Annotated in this window: 19 protein-coding genes and 2 pseudogenes; 9 read left to right on the top strand and 12 right to left on the bottom strand. The window is 69.4% G+C overall.

Annotated features, from left to right (window positions below; translation table 11 throughout):
- Positions 1-73: 73 nt before the first annotated feature.
- The 5 genes from A37W_RS0110695 to A37W_RS0110675 are packed head-to-tail and all read right to left on the bottom strand — an operon-like array spanning position 74 to position 5,559.
- Positions 74-1,192 (bottom strand): substrate-binding domain-containing protein, encoded by a 1,119-nt coding sequence (locus A37W_RS0110695; protein WP_018303034.1) that lies wholly within the window; start codon positions 1,190-1,192, stop codon positions 74-76.
- A 44-nt stretch (positions 1,193-1,236) separates the two neighbouring features.
- Positions 1,237-2,223 carry an ABC transporter permease gene (locus tag A37W_RS0110690; RefSeq protein ID WP_018303033.1) on the bottom strand — a complete coding sequence of 329 codons (987 nt, stop codon included), beginning with the start codon at positions 2,221-2,223 and terminating at the stop codon, positions 1,237-1,239.
- Positions 2,220-3,206, bottom strand: a complete 987-nt coding sequence (locus A37W_RS0110685; protein ID WP_018303032.1) for an ABC transporter permease — start codon at positions 3,204-3,206, stop codon at positions 2,220-2,222. The genes A37W_RS0110690 and A37W_RS0110685 overlap by 4 nt, the downstream gene beginning before the upstream one ends.
- Positions 3,203-4,714, bottom strand: coding sequence for a sugar ABC transporter ATP-binding protein (locus A37W_RS0110680; RefSeq protein ID WP_018303031.1), 1,512 nt, complete (start codon positions 4,712-4,714; stop codon positions 3,203-3,205). The genes A37W_RS0110685 and A37W_RS0110680 overlap by 4 nt, the downstream gene beginning before the upstream one ends.
- Positions 4,711-5,559: a sugar phosphate isomerase/epimerase family protein gene (locus A37W_RS0110675; protein WP_018303030.1), complete on the bottom strand. Its 849-nt coding sequence runs from the start codon at positions 5,557-5,559 to the stop codon at positions 4,711-4,713. Before A37W_RS0110675 ends, A37W_RS0110680 begins: the two co-directional genes overlap by 4 nt.
- Positions 5,560-5,923: 364 nt before the next feature.
- Between A37W_RS0110675 and A37W_RS22815 the strand changes: the two genes are divergently transcribed.
- From A37W_RS22815 to A37W_RS0110660, 3 genes are read left to right on the top strand one after another with little or no spacing between them, the layout of a single operon-like run.
- Positions 5,924-6,391: a GbsR/MarR family transcriptional regulator gene (locus A37W_RS22815; RefSeq protein WP_018303029.1), complete on the top strand. Its 468-nt coding sequence runs from the start codon at positions 5,924-5,926 to the stop codon at positions 6,389-6,391.
- Positions 6,388-7,719, top strand: a complete 1,332-nt coding sequence (locus tag A37W_RS0110665; RefSeq protein WP_229666034.1) for an efflux RND transporter periplasmic adaptor subunit — start codon at positions 6,388-6,390, stop codon at positions 7,717-7,719. The genes A37W_RS22815 and A37W_RS0110665 overlap by 4 nt, the downstream gene beginning before the upstream one ends.
- 4 nt (positions 7,720-7,723) lie before the next feature.
- Complete coding sequence (locus A37W_RS0110660; protein ID WP_018303027.1) at positions 7,724-10,843, top strand: efflux RND transporter permease subunit; 3,120 nt, start codon at positions 7,724-7,726, stop codon at positions 10,841-10,843.
- A gap of 132 nt (positions 10,844-10,975) precedes the next feature.
- Here A37W_RS0110660 and A37W_RS0110655 read toward each other — a convergent pair whose 3' ends face one another.
- From A37W_RS0110655 to A37W_RS0110635, 5 genes are all read right to left on the bottom strand, one after another.
- Positions 10,976-11,956: a branched-chain amino acid ABC transporter permease gene (locus tag A37W_RS0110655; protein ID WP_018303026.1), complete on the bottom strand. Its 981-nt coding sequence runs from the start codon at positions 11,954-11,956 to the stop codon at positions 10,976-10,978.
- Positions 11,956-12,843: a branched-chain amino acid ABC transporter permease gene (locus tag A37W_RS0110650; RefSeq protein ID WP_018303025.1), complete on the bottom strand. Its 888-nt coding sequence runs from the start codon at positions 12,841-12,843 to the stop codon at positions 11,956-11,958. Before A37W_RS0110650 ends, A37W_RS0110655 begins: the two co-directional genes overlap by 1 nt.
- An 84-nt stretch (positions 12,844-12,927) precedes the next feature.
- Entirely contained in the window at positions 12,928-14,136 is a 1,209-nt protein-coding gene (locus A37W_RS0110645; RefSeq protein WP_018303024.1) for an ABC transporter substrate-binding protein, read from the bottom strand.
- Between the two features lie 38 nt (positions 14,137-14,174).
- Positions 14,175-14,912: an ABC transporter ATP-binding protein gene (locus A37W_RS0110640; RefSeq protein ID WP_018303023.1), complete on the bottom strand. Its 738-nt coding sequence runs from the start codon at positions 14,910-14,912 to the stop codon at positions 14,175-14,177.
- Complete coding sequence (locus A37W_RS0110635; RefSeq protein WP_018303022.1) at positions 14,905-15,654, bottom strand: ABC transporter ATP-binding protein; 750 nt, start codon at positions 15,652-15,654, stop codon at positions 14,905-14,907. The genes A37W_RS0110640 and A37W_RS0110635 overlap by 8 nt, the downstream gene beginning before the upstream one ends.
- Positions 15,655-16,031: 377 nt before the next feature.
- On the opposite strand from A37W_RS0110635, the gene A37W_RS0110630 reads away from it, so the two are divergent.
- The 5 genes from A37W_RS0110630 to A37W_RS0110605 all read left to right on the top strand — a co-directional run bounded on the left by A37W_RS0110630 (position 16,032) and on the right by A37W_RS0110605 (position 21,978).
- On the top strand, positions 16,032-17,051 hold the full coding sequence (locus tag A37W_RS0110630; RefSeq protein ID WP_018303021.1) for a TAXI family TRAP transporter solute-binding subunit: 1,020 nt from the start codon (positions 16,032-16,034) through the stop codon (positions 17,049-17,051).
- Between the two features lie 165 nt (positions 17,052-17,216).
- Positions 17,217-19,298 (top strand): TRAP transporter permease, encoded by a 2,082-nt coding sequence (locus A37W_RS0110625; RefSeq protein ID WP_018303020.1) that lies wholly within the window; start codon positions 17,217-17,219, stop codon positions 19,296-19,298.
- A gap of 663 nt (positions 19,299-19,961) precedes the next feature.
- On the top strand, positions 19,962-20,168 hold the full coding sequence (locus A37W_RS0110615; protein ID WP_018303018.1) for a cold-shock protein: 207 nt from the start codon (positions 19,962-19,964) through the stop codon (positions 20,166-20,168).
- 56 nt (positions 20,169-20,224) lie between these two features.
- Positions 20,225-21,271: a fatty acid desaturase gene (locus A37W_RS0110610; protein WP_047772249.1), complete on the top strand. Its 1,047-nt coding sequence runs from the start codon at positions 20,225-20,227 to the stop codon at positions 21,269-21,271.
- 26 nt (positions 21,272-21,297) lie between these two features.
- Positions 21,298-21,978, top strand: a complete 681-nt coding sequence (locus A37W_RS0110605; protein ID WP_018303016.1) for a hypothetical protein — start codon at positions 21,298-21,300, stop codon at positions 21,976-21,978.
- A 115-nt stretch (positions 21,979-22,093) separates the two neighbouring features.
- On the opposite strand, the pseudogene A37W_RS23725 reads toward A37W_RS0110605, so the two are convergent.
- Positions 22,094-22,240, bottom strand: a pseudogene (locus A37W_RS23725) (IS256 family transposase); the annotation flags it as partial.
- A gap of 232 nt (positions 22,241-22,472) precedes the next feature.
- Between A37W_RS23725 and A37W_RS0110600 the strand changes: the two are divergent.
- Positions 22,473-22,931 (top strand): annotated as a pseudogene (locus A37W_RS0110600) (IS110 family RNA-guided transposase); the annotation flags it as partial.
- 207 nt (positions 22,932-23,138) lie between these two features.
- Here the strand turns inward: A37W_RS0110600 and A37W_RS0110595 are convergent.
- Positions 23,139-23,429 (bottom strand): IS30 family transposase (locus A37W_RS0110595; protein ID WP_018303014.1); only part of this gene is annotated, 291 nt, incomplete at its 5' end.

Here is a 23,429-nt window from a genome sequence, read left to right as displayed (position 1 = left end):
GTCGCAGTGGCCACTCCACAGTGTCGGCGGGACCCGGGGCGGCGGCAGGCGCCGCCGCCCCGGCCCGATCGGCTCAGTTACCGCCCCAGGCTTCGGGATAGTTCTCCATCTCGTCGCAGCCGCACATCGCGTAGTGCAGCGGCGGCATCGCCGGGTTCACGTACTCGGCGAGGTTCTCCTGGGTGATCGCCGGCTGCGGCAGCACCCATTCGGGGCCGGGCAGCGGCTCGCCCTCGATCACGCGGGCGGCGGCGATGATCGCGGTGCGCCACTGGTAGGTGGGATAGGTCGGCGCGATCGCCGTCATCCCCTCGTCCTGCCACTTGCGCAGGAAGTCCTGCTGGTCCTCGCCCACGAACACCGGGATGTCGTAGCCCGAATCCTCGAACGCCTCGATCGCCGCGACGGCCGTGGCGCCCGCGTCCATCCACACCGCGTCGATGTTGCCGCGCTGCAGGTAATCCTCGACGATGGATTTCGTCTGGGCGTTGTCGCCGTCGGTGAATTCGGCGCCGACGATGTTCATGCCCGCCTCCTCGAGGATGCGGCGGCCGGCCGAGTACCGGGTCTCGAGCACGTCGACCCCGGGCAGGATGCGCAGCATCAGCACGTCCGAGCCCTCCTCGACGTTCTCGGCGATGAACTCGGCGCCCTGGATGCCGAAGCCGTAGCCGCCGACCGGGTGGACGAAGGTCACCGGGCAGTCTGTGTTCACGCCGCGGTCGAAGACGATGACCGGCATCGCCTCGCACGCCCGCTCGACCGCGGGGGTCAGGGCGGCGGTGGTATTGGGCGAGACGATCATCACGTCGCACTCGCCGCCGGCGAGCAGGTCGTCGATGTCGGCGATCTGCTTGTCGTCCGATCCCTCGGCGTCGACGTGGATGAACTCCCCGATGGAGTCGTGGTTGGCGAGCTCCTGGTTCATGTTGGTGAAGCCGACGACCCGCCACGGGTTGTTCACGCCGGCGTTGGAGAAGCAGACCGTCGCCGGCGCCTCGATGCCGAGATCGGCCGTCTCCACCATCTCGCCGCCGATGTGCTGCAGCCACGGCTGACCCTCGGGGCCCTCGGGCTCGGCCTGCAGCTGCTCCTGCTGCCGGGCGAACTCTTCGGGGTCGTCGAAATTCTGGGCGGAAAGGGGCAAGGCGCTCAGCGCGAGCGCGCCTGTCGTCGCCAGAAGTCTCTTCATGGTCTCACTCCCTGTGTCTGTCGTCGGTCGCCATCGTCGGCGGCTCAGGTTCCCGTCTGTCTCCTCCTGTGCATGGCGAGGGCCACCGCCGCGATGAGGATGAGGCCCTGCACCACCTGCCGGACGGGTTGCGGCAGGCCTAGGAAGTTCAGAAGCGTGAAGATGGCCGTCAGCGCGAGCGCGCCGCCGAACGCGGCGGGCACCGAGCCGCGGCCGCCCAGAAGCTGGGCGCCGCCGAGGACCGCGGCGGTGATCGCCTGCAGCTCGTAGCCCGCGCCCACGTCCGTCGAGACCCCGGCAAAGCCGCCGAGGAGGATGCCGGCCACGGCGCCGGAAAGCCCCGAAAGCACGAAGGCGGTGATCCGCACCCGGGCCACCGGGACGCCGGCGAGGTGGGCGGCGACGGGATTGTCGCCGATCGCGTGCACCTGCCGGCCGAGGTTCGCGCGGTGCATCAGCCAGCCATAGGCGCCGATGACCACCGCCATCACGATGACCGAGACGGGGATGAAGCCGACCAGCGGCACGTCGCGGATCAGCTCGCGCCCGAAGAAGCGGTAGGTGTCCGGCAGGTAGCCGCGCGGCGCCCCGCCGGACCACAGGAAGGCGAGGCCGTTGAGGGTGATCATCATCCCCAGCGTCGCGATCAGCGAGGGCACCCTCAGGAAGCAGACGACGAGCCCGTTGACGAAGCCGACGACGAGGCCCAGCCCCAGCATCAGGGGGATGACCCATAGGGTCGCCGCGGGGTCGTTGTTCGTCAGCATCGAGGAGCCGACCACCACCAGCGTGATGAGCGAACCCACCGACAGATCGAAGCCGCCCGACGTGATGACGTAGACCTGCCCGGCGGCGAGGATCGCGAGCGGCGCCGCGCGCTTGAGGAAGTTCATGTAGCCGGTCGGCTCCACGAATCCGGTGTTCATGTAGATGATCGCCGCGATCAGAACGGCGAGGAGGATCCAGACCGGGTTGATGCGGGGCGCCCGGAGGCGCCGCTCCGCGCCGCGCGGACGGGTTCCGTCGGTCATGCCACGATCCTCTTCGAGCGGATCGCGTAGAAGGCGACGGCGGCCACGATGATGACCCCGCGCAGCACCTGCTTGGCGAAGCTGTCGACGCCGGCGATGTTGAAGACGGAATCGATGAGCGAGAAGATCAGCATCCCCGCCATCGTGCCCCAGATGCCCCCCCGGCCGCCGGCGAGGACGGTACCGCCGATCACGACCACGGCGATGCTCTCGAGGTCGTAGACCCCGTCCGAGCCGATCCACGGCGCGCCCGAACGCAGGCGCGAGGCGAGGTAGAGCCCGGCGATCGCCGCGCAGACCGAACAGATGACGTGCGACAGGACGAGGACGCGTCCTGCCTTGATGCCGGCGAAGCGCGCCGCCTCCTCGCTGCCGCCGACGGCGTACATGTCCGAGCCGAACTTGGTGAAGCGCAGCACGGCCCAAGCCAGCACGGCGAGCGCCAGGAGGAACAGGAGGGCGAACGGGAACGGTCCGAGCTGGCCGTAGGCGAAGACCTGGAACTCGGCCGGGACCGCGCCGGCGAAGTTCGACACGAAGGCCGACAGGCATCCCTGGATGATCAGGCTCATCCCCAGCGTCGCGATCAGCGGGTTCACCTTCAGTCCGCTCACCACGAGCCCGTTTACCAGCCCGACGACCCCGCCCAGCGCCAGCGCGGCAAGCACGGCAGGCAGGATCATTCCGGGCTCTCCGTCCATGATGACCGAGGCAAGGACGGCGGTCGCCGAGATCAGGCTGGCGACGCTGAGGTCGATCGACGCGACCAGGATCACGAAGGTCTGGCCGATGGCGGTGATGCCGAGCGCGATGGACCGGCCGAGGATCGCGATCAGGTTCTCGAACGTCAGGTACTGCGCCTGCCCGGTGGCGAACGCCACCACGACGTAGATGGCGAAGGCCCCGCCGAGCAGGATGAGGGGCGCCCAGCGCTCGAACCGGAAGGCGGGCCGCCGCGGGGCCGGGTCGCCGGAGACGCTCACGCGGCCACCCCCCTCTCGCCTGTCGCAGCGTGCATCACCTCCTGCTCGCTGGCGCCGTGGGGGAACTCGGCGACGATCCGGCCCTCCTGCATGACGAGGACGCGGTCGGCCACGCCGATCACCTCGGGCAGGTCGGACGAGATCATCAGGATCCCCGCCCCCTCGCGGGCGAGGTCGCGCATCAGGTGGTAGATCCCGGCCTTGGAGTTCACGTCGATCCCCCGCGTCGGCTCGATGAAGATCAGCAGCCGGGGCCGCATCGACAGCCAGCGCGCGACGATCGCCTTCTGCTGGTTGCCGCCCGACAGGGCGCGGATGTCCTGGTCGTAGTTCGCCGCGCGGATCTCCATACCGTCGAGCAGCCGGTCCATGCCGCCGAGGTCGCCGTTGGCGTTGCGGCGATGGCTGGACAGCGGCGAGGCGAAGGCCCGCGAGGTCAGCATGCCGTTGTCGCGGACCGACTGCATCAGCACCAGGCCCTCGCTCTTCCGGTCGCCTGGAAGAAGTCCCACGCCGCCCCGGATCGCCGCCCGCGGAGTTCGGAAGGACACCGTCTCGCCGTCGAGCGTCACCTCGCCGCGATCGAAGGGCGCCTCGCCGAACAGCGCCATCGCCAGCGCGACCCGGCCGGCACCCTGGATGCCGGCGAGGCCGACGATCTCGCCCGCGCGGACCTCGAGGTCGATGTCGCGGAGCCTGTCGTTCCCGCCGCCGCGGACCGCGAGGACCGGTGCGCCGATCTCCTCCGGCCGGGCGGGCGGGGCGTAGAAATCCTCGATGTCGCGGCCGACCATGGCCCGCACGATGGCGCCCGGTTCGGGCACCTCGTCGAAGCGGGCCGCGATCTCGCCGTCCTTCAGCACGGTCACCCGGTCGGCGAGGCGGGTGATCTCCCGCATCCGGTGGGTGATGTAGATGATCGCCACGCCCCGCCCGCGCAGCGTATCGACTGCGGCGAACAGCTCCTCGCACTCGGCCTCGTTCAGCGCGGCCGTCGGCTCGTCCATCACCACGACGCGCGCACCGGTCGAGACCGCCTTGGCGATCTCGACCACCTGCTGCGTCGCCACGTCGAGCTCGCCCACCAGCCGGTCCGGGTCGATCCGTCCCGCGGCGGCGAACAGGCTCAGAGCCTCGCGCGATTCCTCCCGCATCCGGCGGGCGTCGATCAGGCCGAAGCGCGTCCGCGGCTCGCGTCCGAGGAACAGGTTCTGCGCGACCGTCCGCTCGGGCAGCAGCGAGAATTCCTGGTAGATGACGGCGATCCCCGCGGCGAGGGACTCCACCGGATGGGAGAAATGGACCGGCGTGCCGCCGAGCCGGACTTCTCCGCTGTCGGCGCGGTAGACGCCGGACAGGATCTTGATGAGCGTGGACTTTCCCGCCCCGTTCTCGCCCACGAGGGCCTGCACCTCGCCGGCACGGACGTCGAAGCTCACGTCCGACAATGCCCGGACGCCCGGGAAGGTCTTGGTGATCCCGCGCATCTCGATCACGGGTGCGGTCATGCCGCCTCCCACGTCGTCCGGATGACGTCGTGCGATTCCCGGAACAGCGTGTCGTGGTCGGGAAAGAGCGGGCGCCAGACCCGCGTGGCCGCGGCCAGTTCCGGCACGCCCGCGCCGAAGGCCTCGAGCACGACGTGCCCGTCGAAGCCGGTTTCCCGGACCGTCCGCACGATGCCGGCGAAGTCGATCTGGCCCCGCCCGACGATGCCGCGGTCGTTCTCGGAGAGGTGCAGGACGTGCATCCGGTCGCCGAGAAGGCGGATCGCGGCGGGCTGGTCCCGCTCCTCGATGTTGGCGTGGAACGTGTCGTACATGATGCCGAAGGCCGGGTGATCCACGCGGTCGGCGTAGGCGCGGGCCTGCTCCATCGTGTTGAGGAAGTAGGTCTCGAAACGGTTCAGGTGCTCGAGAGCCAGGAGATAGCCGTGCCGTCCCGCCCGCTCCGCCATCGCGCGGTGCGCCTCGACGCCGCGTTCGATCTCATCCTCGGTCGGCCCCTGCCCCGTGAAGTGGCCGATGGGCGCATGGAAGGGTCCGCCCACCGTCTCGGACCCCAGGGCCTCGGCGCAATCCTGGATCCACGACAGGTGCGCGAGCCCGCGGCGCCGGACGTCGGCGTCGTCCGACAGCGGATTGGCGTCCGGATCCGGCACGATCGAGGTCTGCGCCCGTCCCAGCCCCATCGCGTCCAGCCGGCGGCCGAGCCATTCGTAATGGCCCGCATCGCCCCGCATCACGGGCACTTCGACGTGGTCGTAGCCGATCTCCGCGATCCGCTCGATCTGCGGCAGGTGCGACTCCTCGATGTGCCCCGCGAGGCAGAGCAGGTTGACGCCCAGCTTCATGGACGCACCGACCGCGCCAGCGGCGTCACGTTCAGGGGGACCCCCTGCAAGACCATAAGATTACCTCCCGGACGCCTCCTCCGGAGCATCCTGATAGTCATTACATTCCAACTCTTTGCGGATCGCAAACGGAAAAGCATCCGGTCACCGGCCCCGTCTCTCCGAGCAGACGGAACGCCCGCCCCCGCCGCCTGCCGGCGCGTCACGGCGTTGCCCACCGATCGGATCCTCCCCGCCTGGAGCTCGCGACCGACGCGCGACGCCGGCTGACATTCGACGCCGGTACCGTTCATTCCATTCTGAATGCTCTGGACATTCAGAACTGCCTGCTTAGATACCGGCGTCGAACGGCAAGGGATTCGGCATGTCCGGCGACACCACCACCGACCTCCGCTCGGACTTCATCGAGAGGATGGGGCTGATCGCGCAGGGCGAAGGAATGCCCCGCAGCGCCGGGCGCATGCTGGCCCTGCTGATCTGGGACGGGGAGCCGATCGCCTTCGCCGATCTGGCCGCGACGCTGCAGATCAGCCGCGGCAACGTCAGCACCTCGGCCCGCCTGCTGGAAGAGCGCGGCCTGGTGCGCCGCGTCTCCCGCCCCGCCGAGCGGCAGGACTTCTTCCAGATCGCGCCGAACGCCTTCCTGTCGATGCTCAACGGCACCCGCGTCCGGATCGAGAACGCGATGGGCGAGATCGAGAAGGTGCTCGAGACGCTGCCGGCGCGGGAACAGGGCCCCCGCACCCGCCTGACCGAATATGCCGAGTTCTACCGCGCCATCGCGGACGGGCTCCAGACCGCGGTCGACCGCCTCCAGTCCCCCGGGAGATGACCCGCATGCCACCGCGCCTCGCCATCCACCGCCCGCCGCAAGACACCGCGACCGACCACCCCGACCCCAAGGACGACGCCATGCCGAAGGATGCCTCCGCCCCGATCGCCACCGCCTCGGGCAAGCCGGACTGGGCGATGAGCCGGCGCGAGATCGAGCGGGTGCTGCGCGAGCGGGCCGGCCTGCCCCCGGTGCGGCGCAAGTGGCCCTGGGTGATCCTCGCGCTCGTCCTGATCGCCGCCGCGGGCGGCTTCGGCTACTGGCGCATGCAGCAGATGACAGCGGCGCCCGAAGTGGTGGCCGAGCCGGTCGTCGAGGTCGCGCCGGAAGACGTGGTGATGGAGGTGAACTCCGCCGAATACGCGGTGCTGGCGCCGCTGACGCTGGAGCGGGTGATCCGGGTCACCGGCACGATCCAGCCCGCCCGCCAGGCGCAGCTCTCCTCGCAGGCCGGCGGCCGGGTCGAGGAAGTGGCCGTGCAGCCGGGCGACCGGGTGTCCGAGGGCGACCTCCTGGTGCAGGTCGACGTGCAGAACCTGACGATCCAGCTCGACCTCGCCCGCTCCAACGCAGAGGCGACGCAGGTGCAGCTGGGCCTCGCCGAGACCCAGCTGGAGCGCAGCGAGGCGCTGCTCGACCGCGGCGTCGCCACCACGTCGACGATCGACGAGGCGCGGTCCAACGTGCAGGCGCTGCGGGCCAACCTCAGCGCGCAGCAGGACCAGGTGCGCTCGGCCGAGCTGCAACTGGCGAACGCCACCCTGCGTGCGCCCTTCGACGGCATCGTCTCCACCCGCTCCGCCGATCCGGGGCAGTACGTCCAGGTCGGCGCGCCGCTCGTCACCGTCGTGGATCTCACCACGGTCGAGATGCAGGCCAACGCCCCCGCCGCCGCCGGCGCGGTGCTGCGGCCGGGTCAGCCGGTCACGGTGACGGTCGACGGGCTGGAAGGCCGGACCTTCGACGGCGAGGTGACGCGCATCAATCCCGTCGCGGCCGAGGGGACGCGGACGATCCCGGTCTACATCCGGATCGAGAACGAGGACGGCGTGCTGCTGGGCGGCATGTTCGCCACCGGCCAGGTCGTCACCGCCCAGGCGGACGCGGCGCTCGCCATCCCGACCGAGGCGCTGCGCGAGGATGCGGACGGCGTGCACGTCCTGCGCATCGCGGACGGCCGGCTGGAACGGGCGGCGGTGGAGACCGGCGGCACCTGGGCCGGCGGCCTGACCCGCATCGACGGCGGCCTCTCCGCCGGCGACACCGTGATCACCGCCCCGCTCGCCGAGCTGGATCCCGGCGACGCCGTGACCCTGGTCGAGGAGTGACCGCATGTTCCTGACCCGCATCAGCGTCAACCAGCCCGTCTTCGCGACCATGATCATGGTCGCGCTGATGGTGTTCGGCGTCTACTCGTTCCAGCGCCTGCCGATCGAGCAGCTGCCGGACGTGGACTTCCCCGTCGTCGCCGTCGTCGTCTCCTACCCCGGCGCCTCGCCCGAGGCGGTGGAGAACGACGTGATCGAGCCCATCGAGGACACGGTCAACACCATCGGCGGCATCGACGACATCCAGTCCACCGCCCGGCCGGGTCAGGCGATGGTCGTGATGATCTTCGACATGGAGGTGTCCTCAGCCACTGCCGTGCAGGACGTGCGCGACAAGATGGCGAGCGTGCAGGCCGGCTTTCCCGACGGCGTGGACGACCCGCTGATCCTGCGCTTCGACCCGGCGGAGCTTCCGGTGATCTCCGTCGCCGTCAGTTCCGAGATCATGTCGCCGCGCGACCTGACCGCCCTGACCGAGGACGTGATCGTCCAGCGCCTGTCGGTGATCGACGGCGTCGGCAGCGCCTCGGTCGTGGGCGGCGTGCCGCGGCAGCTGGAGATTCTGCTCGACCCCGACCGGATGACCGCCTTCGGCGTCGGCGTGGGCGAGGTGACGGCGGCGCTGCGGTCCGAGAACCAGGATCTGCCCGCCGGCTCCATCGAGCAGGGGCGGCAGACGCAGTCGCTGCAGGTCGCCGGCCGGATCGAGAACGCGCAGGACTTCCTGGACATCATCGTCGCCCGCCGGGGCGGCCAGCCGGTGCGGCTGAGCGACGTGGCGCGGATCGAGGAAGGCGAGGCGGTCGTGAACTCGCTCGCCCTGCTGGACGGGCAGCGCGCTCTCGCCGTGGACATCGTCAAGACGCAGGGCGCCAACACCGTCGCCGTGGCCGAGGCCGTCCGCGAGGCGGTGGCCGAACTGGTGGCCGAGGACCTGCCCGACGACGTCGAGCTGGAGATCGTCCGCGACAACGCGATCCCGGTCGAGGAAAGCTACCACGGCGTGCAGAACATGCTGGTCGAGGGCGCCATCCTCGCCACCGTGATCGTGTTCCTGTTCCTGAACTCCTGGCGCTCGACCGTCATCACCGGCCTCACGCTGCCGATCTCGGTCATCGGCACGATGACGGCCCTGTGGGTGCTGGGCTTCACGCTCAACATGATGACGCTGCTGGCGCTGTCGCTCGCCGTCGGCCTGCTGATCGACGACGCCATCGTGGTGCGCGAGAACATCATGCGGCACCTGCACATGGGCAAGAACCACCGGCAGGCGGCGCTGGACGGCACCAACGAGATCGGGCTTGCCGTGCTCGCGACCACCCTGTCCATCGTCGCGGTGTTCCTGCCGGTCGCCTTCATGGAAGGCATCATCGGCCGGTTCTTTCTGCAGTTCGGCGTGACGGTGTCGGTGGCGGTGCTGATCTCGCTCTTCGTGGCGTTCACGCTCGACCCGATGATGTCATCGGTCTGGTACGATCCCGCGGCCGAGCCGGACGCCAGGCGCGGCCCGATCGGGCGGGCGGTGGCACAGTTCGACCGCTTCTTCGAGTGGGTCGGCCGGCGCTATCGCGGCATCCTCCGCTGGGCGCTGAAGCACCGCAAGACGACGCTCGCCGCCGCCTTCGCCGCCTTCGTCGGCAGCTTCTTCATCGTGCCGCTGGTGGGGGTGGAGTTCGTGCCCGCCGCCGACACCAGCGAGTTCCAGGTCGAGATCGAGACGCCCCCGGGCTCGTCGCTCGACTACACCACGGCCAAGCTGCAGCAGGTGGACCGCGTGCTGCGCTCCTTCCCCGAGGTGATCGGCACCTATGCCACGATCAACGCCGGCACCTCGGCCGCGGGCAGCAACGCGGGCACCGTCATCGCCGAGATGACCTCGCCCTCGGAGCGCACCCGCACTCCGGTCGACATGACCCTGCCGGTGCGCGAGGCGCTGGCGAGGATCCCGGGGATCGAGGTTGTCGTCGGCGCGGCGGGCGGCCTGGGCGGCGTCTCGGCGCCCGTGGTGGTGAACCTCTACGGCGAGGACATCGACCAGCTGACCCGGCTCTCGGCCGAACTGGCCAGCCGGATGAGCGAGATCGAGGGGCTGGAGGACGTCGCCTCGTCGCTGGCCGACGCGCAGCCGGTGCTGAGCATCGAGGTGGACCGCGACGCGGCCAGCGATCTCGGGATCGGGATGGGCCAGATCGCCGCGACCCTGCGGCCGATGCTGGGCGGCGAGGAGGTAACCGACTGGACCGCCCCGGACGGCCGCAACTTCGCCGTCAACGTCCACCTGCCCGAGGACCTGCGCAACGACCTGGAGGTCCTGCGCGCCCTGCCCATCGTCCGCAGCGACGGCGGCACGGTGCGGCTCGACCAGGTGGCCACCATCGTCGACGACGTCGGCCCGTCCGAGATCAACCGGCTCGACCTGGCGCGGCAGGTCTCGATCACCGCCAACCTCGGCGCCACCACGCTGGGCGAGGTGATGCCTGCGGTGCAGGCGGCGATGGACGAGCTCGACCTGCCGCCGGGCTACCGGGTCTCGACCGGGGGCGACGCCGAGCAGCTGGCCGAGACCGGCGCCGCCGCCGGCACGGCCCTGCTGCTGGCGATCGTGTTCATCTATCTCGTGCTCGCCTCGCAGTTCGGCAGCTTCCTGCAGCCGATCGCCATCATGGCCGCGCTTCCGCTGGCGCTGATCGGGGTGGTGCTGGGCCTCCTGGTCGGGGGAACGACGCTGAACATGTTCTCGATGATCGGCTTCATCATGCTGATGGGTCTGGTGGTGAAGAACGCGATCCTGCTGGTGGACAACGCCAACCAGCACGTGCGGGCGGGGATGAACCTCTACGACGCACTGCTCGAGGCCGGCTCCACCCGGTTCCGGCCGATCGTGATGACCACGCTGGCGATGATCTTTGGCATGCTGCCGCTGGCGCTGAACATCCACGAAGGCTCGGGTCAGAACGCGCCGATGGCGCACGCGGTGATCGGCGGGCTCATCAGCTCCACCGTCCTGACGCTGGTCGTGGTGCCGGTGGTGTTGACCTACATCGACGGCTTCGGCCGCTTCGTGTCGCGCTTCACCCCCCGCGCCCCAGACGACGCGCACCCCGCGCCCGCGCCCGCGGAATGAGAGGATCAGTGGCGGGCCGTATCGCCCCGGCGGATGCCGCCCGCTCGGGCTGAGCCGGGCGGCGCCCCCTCGGCCGAAAGGGTCTCACCGACGTCCGGCTTTCGTGCCGGGCGTCGCCGGGGCCCCTTCAGGCTACAGCGGTTTCTTCGTCCACCTTGCGATCAGTCCGACGATGCCTTCGCGGAACAGCAGCACGCCGGCGACGAAGATCACGCCCTGGATGACCGTCACCCACGCCCCGAGGGTAGCGAAGTAGTTCTGCATCGTCACGATGATGGCCGCGCCGAGCATCGGCCCGAAGACGGTGCCCATGCCGCCGAGCAGCGTCATCAGAACGACCTCTCCCGACATCGTCCAGTGCACGTCGGTGAGGGAGGCGAGCTGGAACACCTGGCTCTTCACCGCCCCGGCGAGCCCGGCGAGCGTCGCCGACAGGGTGAAGACCATCAGCTTGTACCGGTTCACCCGGTAGCCGAGCGACACCGCCCGCGGCTCGTTCTCGCGGATCGCCTTCAGGACCTGCCCGAACGGGGAATGGATGATCCGGTGGATGAACAGGATGCCGCCGAAGGTCACGACAAGGACGAAGAAGTAAAGCGCCATGTTGGACTCGAGCGGGATCAGCCCGAACAGGTCGTTGCGCGGAACCGACTGGATCCCGTCCTCGCCGCCGGTGAACTCGGCCTGCAGGGCGAAGAAGTAGACCATCTGCGCGAAGGCGAGCGTGACCATCGCGAAGTAGATGCCCTGCCGCCGGATCGCCAGCGAGCCGATCGCGAGGCCGAGGAGCGCGGCCGCCGCTGTCCCGGCGAGGACCGCCAGCTCGGGCGTCAGGCCCCAGACCTTGGCGGCATGGGCGGCGACGTAGCTCGCCATGCCGAAATAGGCGGCGTGGCCGAAGGACAGCAGACCCCCGAAGCCGAGCAGCAGGTTGAAGGCCGAGGCGAAGAGGGCGAAGCACATCACCTTCATCGCGAATACCGGGTAGACGAACCACGGCAGCGCCACGAGCAGGATCAGAAGGACGACGAAGATCGCCTTCTGGTGGGTCGGCATGCCGACGCTCGGCTCGGGGCGCGCGGCGGGCGAGGTGGCGGGATCCATGGTCGACATCACGCGGACCTCCCGAACAGGCCTTCGGGCTTGATCATCAGGACGATGGCCATGATCACGAAGATCACCACCGCCGACCCGGCCGGGTAGAACACCCGCGTCAGCCCCTCGACGATGCCCAGCCCGAAGCCGGTCACGATCGCCCCCATGATCGAGCCCATGCCGCCGATCACCACGACGGCGAACACGACGATGATGAGATCGGCCCCCATGTTGGGGTTCACCGAATAGATCGGCGCCGCGAGCACCCCGGCGAACCCGGCGAGCGCCACGCCGAAGGCGTAGGTCAGCGTGATCATCCGCGGCACGTTGATGCCGAAGGCGCCGACCAGCGTCGGGTTCTCGGTCGCCGCCCGCAGGTACGAGCCCAGCGGCGTCTTCTCGATCACGAACCAGGTGGAGAAGCAGACGATGACGGACGCCACGATGACCCAGCCGCGATAGTTCGGCAGGAACATGAAGCCCAGGTTCTGGCCGCCCGAGAGCGCGTCCGGAATCTGGTAGGGCAGCCCCGAGATGCCGTAGTAGTTGCGGAACAGGCCCTGGATGATCAGCGCGATGCCGAAGGTCAGCAGCAGCCCGTAGAGGTGGTCGAGGCGGTAGAGGCGCGACAGCATCAGCTTCTCCAGCACGATCCCCGTCGCGCCCACGACGAGCGGCGCCAGCAGGAGCGCCCACCAGTAGCCGATGCCGAGGTACTCCAGCAGCATCCAGGCGACGAAGGCGCCCATCATGTACTGCGCGCCGTGGCTGAAATTGATGATGTTCAGCATCCCGAAGATCACGGCGAGACCCAGCGACAGGACCGCGTAGAACGACCCGTTGATGAGGCCGAGCAGGAGCTGACCCATCAGGACCTGCGGCGGGATTCCCAGAAGCTCGAACATTGCTGCGCCCTTGATTCAAGCGTCGCCCCCGAAGGGGCGGGTGCGGGCGCGCCGGTCTCCCGGCGCGCCCCCTTGCGTGTGCCGTCAGCCGGCGGCTTCGACGAACTCGCAGCCGCCACCTTCCATCGGCAGGAAGGCTTCCTCGGCCGGGATCGTGGCGAGGAGGTTGTAGAGATCCCACTCGCCCGTCGATTCCTCGGGCGTCTTGACCTCGAAGAGGTACATGTCGTGGATCGCCCGGCCGTCCTCGCGCACGTAGCCCTGGCCGAAGAGCGGATCGTCGAACGGGTTCGCCTTCATCCACTCGACCACGGTCTCGCCGTCGGTGCTGCCCGTCGCCTCGACGCCGCGCAGGTAGTGCATGGTGCCGGAATAGACGCCGGCGTGCACCATCGTCGGCTTGGAGCCGTGCCGCTCCTCGAAGCGGGCGGACCATTCGCGGGTGGCGTCGTTCAGATCCCAGTAGAACGCTTCGGTCAGGACCAGGCCCTGCGCCGTCTGGGCGCCGAGCGCATGGACGTCGGTGACGAACATCAGCAGCGCGGCGAGCGACTGCCCGGCCTGGGTGATGCCGAACTCGGACGCCTGCTTGATCGCGTTGACCGTGTCGCCGCCGGCATTGGCGAGGCCGATGACGTTGGCGCCCGAGCCCTGGGCCTGCAGCAGGAACGACGAGAAGTCGGTCGCCGGGAACGGATGCCGGACGGTGCCGACCACCTCGCCGCCGGCTTCCTCGACCACGCGGCTCGTCTCTTCCTCCAGCGAGTGGCCGAAGGCGTAGTCGGCGGTGAGGAAGAACCAGCTGGTGTCGGCGTCGGTCATCGCGCCGCCGGTGCCGATGGCGAGCGCGGCGGTGTCGTAGGTCCAGTGCACCGTCGTCGGCTGGCACTGGCCGCGCGTCAGTTCGGTGGAGCCGGCGCCGGAATTGATGAAGGCCCCGCCCATCTCGGCGGTGATGTCCGCCACCGCGAGCGCGGCCGACGAGGTCGGCACGTCGAGGATCGCGTCGACGCCGTCCTGGTCGTACCACTGGCGCGCGATGTTCGAGGCGACGTCGGGCTTGTTCTGGTGGTCGGCGGACAGGATCTCGACGTTGAGGCCCTTGTCCTCGGCCATGAAGTCCTCGACCGCCATCTGCGCGGCGATGACCGAGCCTTCGCCCGACAGGTCCGCATAGATGCCCGAGCGGTCGTTCAGCACGCCGAGCGTGACGTCGATCGCGTCCTGCGCCATCACGGGCGCGGCGACGAGCGCCGCGGCGGCGACCGACCCGAGTGCAGTTTTCCTGACCATGATTTCCTCCTTGTTGCGGCGCGACTGCGCCTTTTTATCTACACGCCCAGATAGCGGTGCAGCTTGTCGATGTTGGCGTCGAGCTCCGCGTTCGGGATCATGTCCACCACGCGGCCCTGATCGACGACGTAGTGCCGGTCGGCGACCGAGGCGGCGAAGCGGAAGTTCTGCTCCACCAGGACGATGGTGAAGCCTTCGCGCTTGAGCTCGCGGATCGTGTTGCCGATCTGCTGGACGATCACCGGCGCCAGCCCCTCGGTCGGCTCGTCCAGCAGCAGCAGGCGCGCCCCGGTGCGCAGGATGCGGGCGATGGCCAGCATCTGCTGCTCGCCGCCCGACAGCTTGGTGCCCTGGCTGCGCCGCCGCTCCTTGAGGTTGGGGAACAGCTCGTGGATGCGGTCGATCGACAGGCCGCCGTCGCCGACGCGCGGCGGCAGGGTCAGGTTCTCCTCGACGCTGAGCGAGGCGAAGATGCCGCGCTCTTCGGGACAGAAGCCGACGCCGAGGCGGGCGATCTGGCGCGGCTGGAGGTCGATCGTCTCGGTCCCGGCGAAGCGGATCGAGCCGCTGCGCTTGCCGAGGATGCCCATGATCGCCAGCAATGTGGAGGTCTTGCCCGCGCCGTTGCGCCCGAGCAGCGTCACCACCTCGCCCTCCTGCACCGAGAAGTCGATGCCGTGCAGCACGTGGCTCTCGCCGTACCAGCCCTGAAGATCGCTGACGTCCAGCATCGGCCGGGCGGTGGCGTTGCGGGGAGTCGCGGCGGCGTCAGTCATGGCCGGCTCCGATATAGGCCTCGATCACTTCGGGCGCCTGCGAGACGGTGGCGTAGTCCCCTTCGGCCAGCACCTCGCCCCGGGCGAGGACGGTAATCCGGTCCGACAGGCTCGCCACGACGTTGAGGTTGTGCTCGACCATCAGGATCGTGCGGTTCTTCGCGATCCTGCGGATCAGCGCCGAGATCCGCTCGACGTCCTCCTGGCCCATGCCGGCCATCGGCTCGTCCAGCAGCAGCATCTGCGGCTCGAGCGCGAGCGTGGTCGCGATCTCGAGCGCGCGCTTGCGGCCGTAGGACAGCTCGGCCGCGCGATGGTGGGCGAATTCCGTCAGCCCCACCTCGTCGATGTGGCCGCGGGCCGCCTCGTCGTAGCGCGACAGCACCCGTTCCGAGCGCCAGAAGTCGTAGCTGTCGCCGCGCTGCCGCTGCAGCGCCAGGCGCACGTTCTCGAGCACGCTGAGGTCGGGAAAGACCGCCGAGATCTGGAACGACCGCACGAGTCCGAGCCGCGCGATATCGGCCGGCGACAGGCGGGTGATGTCGCGCCCCTCATAGGTGATCCGGCCGGCGGTCGGCGACAGGAACTTGGTCAGGAGGTTGAAGCAGGTCGTCTTGCCGGCGCCGTTGGGTCCGATCAGGGCGTGGATCGTGCCCTTCTCGACCGTCAGGTCGACATCATCGACGGCAACGAAGCCCTTGAATTCCTTGCGCAGCCCCCGCGCTTCGAGCGCGGCCGTCATCGACGGATGCCCCCCGGAAGCCCGCGGTTGTTCTCGCAGCGCCGCACGCCCTGCCCTCCCTCTTGTGCATCGGCGACCGCGACGCGTGCAGGCGACGCTAGGAAGGCGGCCGGGACATGTCAACGGAACCGCGGGCGGCGGGACCCGACGGAACCGGCCACGACCCCGCAAGGGCCGGAAGGGTGCTGTCGGACTGATGCCGTACGGGTCCCGGTTCGGGACGAATGATCTGCCCCTGCTCCGGACCGAGGCACCCGAAGGAGCGCGACGGCCCACGACGACTGACCTGCCCCCCAGCCGCGGCGCCGGGCATTGTGGTCGGCGGCCCGATGGTGTTGGCTCGCTTCCAGTCACACGAAACCCGGGAGGTTCTGAAAATGAACATGTTCAAGAAGACGCTGCTCGCTGCCGCGGCGGTCGCGTTCGGCTCCGCCGCCTCGGCGCAGGAGCCGCAATTCTTCCGCATCGGCACCGGCGGCACCGCCGGCACCTACTACCCCATCGGCGGCCTGATCGCGAACGCCATCTCCAACCCGCCCGGCTCGCGCCCCTGCGAGGAAGGCGGATCGTGCGGCGTGCCCGGCCTGATCGCCACGGCGCTGTCGGCCAACGGCTCGGTCGCCAACGTGAACGCCATCGCGGGCGGCTCGCTGGAATCGGGCTTCGCCCAGTCCGACGTCGCCACCTGGGCGCAGACCGGCACCGGCATCTGGGAAGACCGCGACGCGGTCGCCAACCTGCGCGCCATCGCCAGCCTGTACCCCGAGACGATCCACCTCGTCGCCAGCGCCGACAGCGGCATCACCAGCGTCGCCGACCTCGCCGGCAAGACCGTCAGCCTGGACGAGCCCGGCTCGGGCACGCTGGTCGACGCGCGGATCATCCTGGAGGCCTACGGCCTGTCGGAAGAGGACGTGGACGCCCAGTACCTCAAGCCCGACCAGGCAGCGGAGCGGATGCGCGACGGAGCGATGGACGCGTTCTTCTTCGTCGGCGGCTTCCCGGCCGGCGCGATCGCCGAGCTCGCCAGCCAGGACGACATCACGCTGGTGCCGATCTCGGGCGCCGAGGCCGAGGGCATCACCGGCGAATACACCTTCTTCGCCGAGAACACCGTGCCGGGCGGCACCTACGAGGGCGTGGACGAGGACGTGACCACCCTCTCGGTCGGCGCCCAGTGGGTGACCTCGGCCGACATGGACGAGCAGCTGATCTACGACATCACCGCCGCGCTGTGGAACGACAGCACCCGCGCGCTGCTGGACGCCGGCCACCAGAAGGGCCGCGAGATCACGATGGAGACCGCGCTCGACGGCATCGGCATCCCGCTGCATCCCGGCGCCGCCCGCTTCTACGAGGAGCAGGGCATGGACGTCTCGGGCATGACCGGCGAGTGACGTCAACTTCAGGCCGGCCCGGCGGGCCGGCCGACGGGGGCGCGGCGGGAGCACACCCGCCGCGCCCTTTTTGTCATCGCCCGGCGCAAATCAGGGCATTGCGCCTGTTTCCCCGACCGGCGGCGGGCTAGCCTGCCGGGCACGATCCACCGCACGAGACCCCCGATGACCAGCGAAGCCGACCGCCAGGAAACTCTGACCGAAGCCGAGATGAAGGCGCTGGAAGAGCGCTACGATCCCGAGGTCCGGTTCCGCCCCCTGCCCCCCCTGCTCGGCTGGGTCGTGGCGACGCTGCTCTTCGTGCTGTCGTGCTATCACTTCTACACCGCCGGCTACGGCATCCCGCCGGCCACCTTCCACCGCGGCCTGCACCTCGCCTTCACGCTGGCGCTGGTGTTCTTCTCGTTCACCTTGTGGTCCAGCGGACGCGAGCCCCGGACCGGTCTGCTGACGCCGCTCGGCCTGCCGCTCTGGGACTGGGTGCTGGCGATCGCGGGCGCGATCGCGGCGCTGTACGTGCCGTGGATCTTCAACGACCTCGCCTTCCGCGTCGGCGACCCGCTGCCCATCGACGTGGTCATGGGCACGATCCTGATCGTCGTCCTGCTGGAGGCGGTGCGCCGCTCGATGGGCTGGCCGCTGCCGGTGATCGCGCTCCTCTTCATCGCCTACGCCTATTTCGGGCAGGCGATGCCGGGCGTGCTGAAGCATCCGGGGGCGAGTTGGGAGAACATCGTCAACCACCTCTACCTGACGAGTCAGGGCATCTACGGCACCGCGCTCGGCGTGATCGCGACCTACGTGTTCCACTTCGTGCTGTTCGGCGTGATGGCGACGCGCATCGGGCTCGGGCAGCTCTTCATCGACCTCGCCTCGGCGCTGGCGGGCCGCTTCGCGGGTGGGCCCGCGAAGGTCTCGGTGATCTCGTCGGCGATGCTCGGCTCGATCTCCGGCTCGTCCATCGCCAACACCGTGACGACCGGTTCGCTCACCATCCCGGCGATGATCCGCATCGGCTATCCCCGCCACTTCGCGGCGGCGGTCGAGGCGGCGAGTTCCACCGGCGGGCAGATCACGCCGCCGGTCATGGGCGCGGTCGCGTTCCTGATGATCGAGTATCTGGGCGTGCCGCTGACGACGATCCTGACGGCGGCGCTCGTCCCGGCCTTCATGCACTTCTTCGGCGTGCTGGTGCAGGTGCACCTGGAGGCCCGCCGCCACGGCCTGCGCGGCCTGACGAAAGAGGAGTTGCCGGTCGCCTGGACCGTCTTCAAGGCTGGCTGGCTGACGACCCTGCCCCTCTTCGTCCTCGTCGCGATCCTGCTGTCCGGGCGCACGCCCTACCTCGCCGCGTTCTACGGCATCCTCAGCTGCATCCTCGTCCTGGTGATCCAGAACCTGCTGCGCCACGACTTCGGCACCGCCCTGCGCGAGTCGGTGCGCGAGCTGTGGGACGGTTTCACGGTCGGGGCAAAATACTCGCTGTCGGTCACGGCGGCCGCCGCGCTGGTCGGAGTCATCATCGGCGTCGTCACCCTGACCGGCGTCGGCTTCAAGATCGCCTACATGGTGACCTCCGTCGCCGCAGGCTGGGCCGAGAACGTCAGCGGCTGGCTCGCCTTCCTGCCGTTCGAGATCATGAGCATCGAGTCGATGACGCTGCTCTTCACGCTGCTGATGACGGCGGTGGTCTGCGTGCTGATGGGCTGCGGCATCCCGACGACGGCGAACTACCTCATCATGATCGCGGTCGCGGCGCCGATCCTCGGCCTGCTCGGCGTGCAGCCGCTGGTCGCGCACTTCTTCGTCTTCTACTACGGCGTCCTCGCCGACATCACGCCGCCCGTCGCCCTCGCCGCCTACGCCGCGGCGGGAATCGCGAACGCCAACGCGTTCAAGGCCGGGAACACCGCGTTCCGGCTGGGCATGGGCAAGGCGCTGGTGCCCTTCGTCTTCGCCTTCTCGCCGTCGCTGCTGCTGGTGACGGACGGCTTCACGTGGAGCGAGTTCGCGCTGGCCCTGTTCGGCGCGATGATGGGAATCTGGATGCTGTCGTCGGTCTTCGCAGGCTGGCTGTTCGCGCCGCTGAAGGCGTGGGAGAGGGTGCTTCTGGCGATTTCCGCCCTCCTCCTCGTGGCGCCGAACCTGACCGCGACCCTGATCGGCATCGTGCTCATTCTGCCGTCGGTGCTGCGGCAGCTGCCGATGCTCCGCCGCCCCGTCGCGGAGCGCGAGGAGCTGGGGTGAGGCAGCCGGCCTATCCTGCGCAAGCACCGGTCAGGACGGCCATCATGCCCTCCGCGAGCGTGGCCCGGTCGAAGTGGATCCGGCGGGTCGGTCCTTCGGCCGCGACGGCCCTGTGGAATGCCTGCTGACCCGCCGGGCCCATCGCGACGGCCCGGAGCGGCAGCCCCATCGTCCCGCGACGCGAGACAGGGTGGGCGCTCAGTCCAACGTACGTCTCCGTTGTGCATCTCTTTCCCCGGCCGGACCCGTGTCCGGTGGCGGTGCGCCCCCTGCGACCGCTCCGGTACCGACCGTGAAGGAAACTCCCCGGCGCGGCGCCGTCATCCGTGATGTCGGACTGCTGTGCGTCGGCCGGGGGGGGCGGGGCTGTCCCGCCTGCTCACGCGGCAGGGCGACAGCGCGTCAGAGAAGACGGATCGCGCCCCCCGCCCTGTCCACGCGCCGCCGGCAGTCGCCTTCACCGTCGGATCATTCTCACCGGTCGAGCGAGGGTTCGTCCGTCGGCCCTTGTAAGTCGGGGCCGGAGGGCGCATGTGTGTGAAGCCATCGTTGTTCGCTTCGAACCGCTGCTTTCCGTTCATCCGGCTCTCAGTTGATCGATTCAGTCTGACTTTGCCGGGCTGCCGCATCCCGTGGGCAGCACATGAACAGGAGACCACGGATATGGCCAATGGCACCGTGAAATTTTTCAACACCCAGAAGGGCTTCGGCTTCATCGAGACCGAGACCGGCGGCAAGGACGTGTTCGTCCACATCTCCGCGGTCGAGCGGTCGGGCCTCTCCGGCCTTGCAGACGCCCAGAAGGTGACCTTCGACGTCGAGACCGGCCGCGACGGCCGCGAAAGCGCCACCAACCTCGCGCTGGCCTGACCTGCTCCGGCGCCGGGTGCCCGACGGGCATCCGGCACCGGTTCGCAGGGTTCTGCATGACCCCACCTTCCGAGTCCGCCCCGACGGGCGCAGCGGTCAGTCGGGCGCGCCGTCTCGCGGCGTTCCGGACACCGGACCCGGCGCGCAGCCGCCTCGAGCTCGCCGTGACCGTCCTTCCCTTTTTCGCGCTGGCCGCGCTGTCGTGGATGGCGCTGTCGATCGGCCCCTGGCTGGCCGTCCTGCTGTCCCTGGCGAACGCGGCCTTCGTCGTGCGGCTCTTCATGATCCAGCACGATTGCGGCCACGGCGCCTTCTTCGGCGAACGGCGATGGAACGACCGCATCGGCCGGGTCCTCGGCGTCCTGACGCTGACCCCTTACGACGCCTGGCGCCGGACCCACGCCGTCCACCACGCCTCGACCGGCAATCTCGACCGTCGCGGCACCGGGGATGTCCCGACGCTCACCGTCGCCGAATACCGCGCGCTGTCGCCGGTCCGCAGAGGCGCCTACCGCCTGGTGCGGCACCCCGCGTTCCTGTTCGGGGTCGCCCCGTTCTACAGCTTCTTCCTGCAGAACCGCCTTCCGGTCGGCCTCATGCGGTCCGGCTGGCGTCCGTGGGCGAGCGCCCTCGGCACCGACCTCGCGCTGCTCCTCCTGCTCGGGGCGCTCTACCTGCTGGGCGGCCTGCCGGTTCTGCTGTTCGTCTGGCTGCCGGCCATGCTGCTCGCGGCGTCGGCCGGCATGTGGCTGTTCTACGTCCAGCACCAGTTCGAGGACACGTCCTGGGACGGCGAGGCCGACTGGTCGGTGCAGGAGGCCGCCCTGCACGGGTCGTCCCACTACGTCCTGCCGCCGGTCCTGAACTGGATCACCGGCAATATCGGACTGCACCACGTTCACCACCTGGCGAGCCGGATCCCCTTCTACCGGCTGCCGGAGGCGCTGGAGGCATCCGGCCTCGACTCCGACGCCCGGCGGCTGACCCTGCGGGAGAGCCTCGGCTGCGCCCGCCTCGCCCTCTGGGACGAGGACAGCCGCAGCCTTGTCTCCTTCGCCGACGCGCGGCGATCCGGGGCGGGCGCGGTCCCCCGCCCCGCATGAACCAGACATCCATGAAAGGTCGTCCCATGGCACAACCGAGTTCCTCGAGCCGCGTCGCCGCGGGCCACAGCCTGTTCGACAGGATGGGCAAGAAGCAGAAGAAGACCGACAGGGCCCCGGCCCCGGCGCAGACGATCCTCGTCGGCGCGCACGGCCGCTATCAGGTCAAGTCGGGCTGGCTCGCCGGCGGCTTCGTCGCCCGGGCGTTCCCGAAGCCCCCCGCGCGGGCGCGCGGCATGATCGCCGAGGCGACCGGCGCGACGGAGGAGGCCGCCATCGCCGCGCTGCACGACGTCATCGACGCCCGCGAGGCGCAGCGGACCAAGGGCCGCCGCGCCGACCCGCAGACCGGCCTCGGCATCCCGAGCGTCGAGGAATATGTCGAGGCGGTCGGGCAGGTCACCCTGTCGCGCCCGCAGACGGCCATGCTGACGGCCCTCTGCCTCGCCGGCGAGGACGGCCTCACCGACGCCCGCATCGCGAGGGCCGCAGGCTACAAGTCCGAGGCTTCGGCCAATCGCTCGCTTGCGGCCGCTGGTCTCCTGATCGCCGAATACCTCTCGGTGGACACCCGGGCCCGAGACGACGCCGACACGCCCGACGGCGCCGCCCTGCTCGGTTTCCGCACCGCCGGCGAGCTCGAGGGCGAGACCGGTCGCCGCATCCTGCACCCGGAAGTCTGCCACGCCTTGCGCATGGCGCTCTAGCGCTCGAACACCGGCAAGCCGCCCGGGGGCAACTGTCAGAGATCGAGATCGGTGATGTCCCAGCTCGTGGTGTAGCTGGTGGCGGGCCTCGCGCTCTGGTGCGGGCCGAGCCGCCGCTTTTCTCGCCATACTCGGCGCCGGTCTTGGCACCGACCTCCAGCTCCATCAGCCGCTCGGCGGCGAAGCCGATCATCTCGCGCAGCAGGTCCGCAGCACCGCTCTTCTCGACGAGCGCGCGGAGGTCCATCATCGGTTTGGTCATCGGGGGCATCCCTCGGTTCAGGTTGGCTCAGCAACCCGACCCTACCGAGAAACCCGATGGCCACCGCCAGCTACACCACCAACCGGGACGTCACCACGAACACCTCGTCGAGGTGCCACTTGCTTCCCCGCTCAAGCGGTTCCTCTGATGGTGTGGATGGCCCCGCCCCCACGGCATCGCAATGTACCAAGCTGGTGCTGTCGCAGCCCAGATAAGGGAAGGAGCCATCCACATGCGGATTACAACACTCGGGATCGATCTGGCCAAGTCCGTCTTTCAGCTCCACGGGGTGGATGCGGAGGGCGCCGTCGTTCTTCGGAAGAAGCTCCGCCGCGCCGGCCTGCTCGACTTTCTTCGCAGCGTGCCGCCGTGCCTGATCGGCATGGAAGCCTGCGCCAGCTCGCACTACTGGGCCCGGGAAATTGCGGGTCTTGGACATGAGGTGCGGCTCATTCCTCCCGCGTATGTGAAACCGTACGTGAAGCGGCAGAAAAACGACGCCGCGGATGCGGAGGCGATCTGCGAAGCAGTGACGCGACCGAGCATGCGGTTCGTGCCGGTCAAGAGCCCCGAGCAGCAAAGCGTGCTGATGCTGCACCGCGCGCGGGATCTGCTGATGCGTCAGCGCACCGTGCTGCTCAATGCAATCCGGGCGCACCTGGCCGAGTTCGGGATCGTGGCAGCGCAGGGGCCGGCCAAGACCATGATCTGGTGGCGCGGCTGAGCAACGGCGAGCCGCTCGGGGTGCCGGAGATCATCCGCTCCGCCGTGCTGGCGCCTGCGTCCCAGCTGGACAGCCTGGCCGCTGGGGTCTCGAGCGCCAGCTCATGGCGTGAGGTCCCTCTTGGAGCGCAAGCCCGCCCGCCTCACCACAGTCACCGTGGCAAACAAGGCGGTCTCAACCGGTCGTCGCAACATGGCCAGTTTCCGCATGCTCGAGGACGGCGTCCAGTGCCTCCGCCGGGGTTCTCCACCCGAGCGTCTTGCGGGGTCGCCCATTGAGCGCGGCGGCGACGGCCTCGAGGTCATCGGGACTGTGCAGGCTGAGATCGGTGCCTTTCGGGAAGTATTGGCGGAGCAGACCGTTGGTGTTCTCGTTCGTGCCGCGCTGCCACGGGCTGTGGGGATCGCAGAAGTAGACCGGCAGATCCGCGGCGACGGTCAATTCGGCATGGCGGGCCATCTCCGC

Source organism: Wenxinia marina DSM 24838, assembly GCF_000379485.1.
Taxonomy (GTDB): Bacteria; Pseudomonadota; Alphaproteobacteria; order Rhodobacterales; family Rhodobacteraceae; genus Wenxinia; species Wenxinia marina.
This window is presented reverse-complemented; position numbering and strand designations above follow the sequence as displayed.

Excerpts from the sequence above, each read along its gene's own strand:
- A37W_RS0110615 (WP_018303018.1), top strand. The coding sequence starts at position 19,962 with ATGGCCAATGGCACCGTGAAATTTTTCAACACCCAGAAGGGCTTCGGC.
- A37W_RS0110630 (WP_018303021.1), top strand. The coding sequence starts at position 16,032 with ATGAACATGTTCAAGAAGACGCTGCTCGCTGCCGCGGCGGTCGCGTTC.
- A37W_RS0110635 (WP_018303022.1), bottom strand. The coding sequence starts at position 15,654 with ATGACGGCCGCGCTCGAAGCGCGGGGGCTGCGCAAGGAATTCAAGGGC.
- A37W_RS0110610 (WP_047772249.1), top strand. The coding sequence starts at position 20,225 with ATGACCCCACCTTCCGAGTCCGCCCCGACGGGCGCAGCGGTCAGTCGG.
- A37W_RS0110640 (WP_018303023.1), bottom strand. The coding sequence starts at position 14,912 with ATGACTGACGCCGCCGCGACTCCCCGCAACGCCACCGCCCGGCCGATG.
- A37W_RS0110625 (WP_018303020.1), top strand. The coding sequence starts at position 17,217 with ATGACCAGCGAAGCCGACCGCCAGGAAACTCTGACCGAAGCCGAGATG.
- A37W_RS0110645 (WP_018303024.1), bottom strand. The coding sequence starts at position 14,136 with ATGGTCAGGAAAACTGCACTCGGGTCGGTCGCCGCCGCGGCGCTCGTC.
- A37W_RS0110650 (WP_018303025.1), bottom strand. The coding sequence starts at position 12,843 with ATGTTCGAGCTTCTGGGAATCCCGCCGCAGGTCCTGATGGGTCAGCTC.
- A37W_RS0110660 (WP_018303027.1), top strand. The coding sequence starts at position 7,724 with ATGTTCCTGACCCGCATCAGCGTCAACCAGCCCGTCTTCGCGACCATG.
- A37W_RS0110655 (WP_018303026.1), bottom strand. The coding sequence starts at position 11,956 with ATGTCGACCATGGATCCCGCCACCTCGCCCGCCGCGCGCCCCGAGCCG.
- A37W_RS22815 (WP_018303029.1), top strand. The coding sequence starts at position 5,924 with ATGTCCGGCGACACCACCACCGACCTCCGCTCGGACTTCATCGAGAGG.
- A37W_RS0110680 (WP_018303031.1), bottom strand. The coding sequence starts at position 4,714 with ATGACCGCACCCGTGATCGAGATGCGCGGGATCACCAAGACCTTCCCG.
- A37W_RS0110690 (WP_018303033.1), bottom strand. The coding sequence starts at position 2,223 with ATGACCGACGGAACCCGTCCGCGCGGCGCGGAGCGGCGCCTCCGGGCG.
- A37W_RS0110605 (WP_018303016.1), top strand. The coding sequence starts at position 21,298 with ATGGCACAACCGAGTTCCTCGAGCCGCGTCGCCGCGGGCCACAGCCTG.
- A37W_RS0110675 (WP_018303030.1), bottom strand. The coding sequence starts at position 5,559 with ATGAAGCTGGGCGTCAACCTGCTCTGCCTCGCGGGGCACATCGAGGAG.
- A37W_RS0110695 (WP_018303034.1), bottom strand. The coding sequence starts at position 1,192 with ATGAAGAGACTTCTGGCGACGACAGGCGCGCTCGCGCTGAGCGCCTTG.
- A37W_RS0110665 (WP_229666034.1), top strand. The coding sequence starts at position 6,388 with ATGACCCGCATGCCACCGCGCCTCGCCATCCACCGCCCGCCGCAAGAC.